The organism is Pseudoalteromonas galatheae (genome assembly GCF_005886105.2).
GTDB lineage: Bacteria > Pseudomonadota > Gammaproteobacteria > Enterobacterales > Alteromonadaceae > Pseudoalteromonas > Pseudoalteromonas galatheae.
In genome coordinates this window covers 1-1026 of the sequence record NZ_PNCO02000006.1, presented here as the reverse complement: position 1 = coordinate 1026, position 1026 = coordinate 1, and the positions used below count along the sequence as shown (strand labels likewise).

1 protein-coding gene is annotated in these 1026 nt (G+C 47.6%); it reads right to left on the bottom strand.

Features of this window, described 5'->3' with window-relative positions:
* Window positions 1-1026: elongation factor Tu (gene tuf / locus CWC29_RS23510; RefSeq protein ID WP_167815479.1), on the bottom strand; the 1026-nt coding region annotated here is incomplete at both ends.

Below are 1026 nucleotides of genomic sequence, written 5' to 3'. Positions count from 1 at the left end.
CCTACTGTACGGCCACCTTCACGGATAGCGAAACGTAGACCTTCGTCCATCGCGATTGGTACGATTAGCTCAACAGTCATCTTGATGTTGTCGCCTGGCATTACCATTTCTACGCCGTCTGGTAGCTGGATGTCACCAGTTACGTCTGTTGTACGGAAGTAGAACTGTGGACGGTAACCTTTGAAGAATGGAGTGTGACGACCACCTTCATCTTTAGATAGTACGTATACTTCTGAAGTGAACTTAGTGTGCGGCTTGATTGAACCAGGCTTACATAGAACCTGACCACGCTCAACTTCGTCACGCTTAGTACCACGTAGTAGTGCACCGATGTTCTCACCCGCACGACCTTCGTCTAGAAGCTTACGGAACATCTCAACACCCGTACAAGTTGTCTTCGTAGTTTCTTTGATACCTACGATTTCTACTTCGTCGTTCACGTTGATGATACCAGCTTCTACACGGCCTGTTACTACTGTACCACGACCCTGGATTGAGAATACGTCTTCGATAGGCATGATGAATGGCTTATCGATGTCACGCTCTGGCTCTGGGATGTAAGAATCTAGTGCTTCTGCAAGCTCAATGATCTTCGCTTCCCACTGCTCTTCGCCTTCTAGTGCTTTAAGCGCTGAACCTTGGATTAGTGGTAGGTCATCACCTGGGAAGTCGTACTCTGAAAGTAGTTCACGAACTTCCATCTCTACTAGCTCTAGTAGCTCTTCGTCGTCAACCATGTCACATTTGTTCATGAATACGATGATGTAAGGTACACCAACCTGACGAGAAAGTAGGATGTGCTCACGTGTTTGAGGCATAGGACCGTCAGTAGCAGCAACTACTAGGATCGCGCCGTCCATCTGTGCAGCACCAGTGATCATGTTTTTAACATAGTCAGCGTGTCCTGGACAGTCTACGTGTGCATAGTGACGAGTTGGTGTGTCATACTCAACGTGTGAAGTTGAGATTGTGATACCACGCTCACGCTCTTCTGGAGCGTTATCGATTGATGCGAAGTCTTTTGCT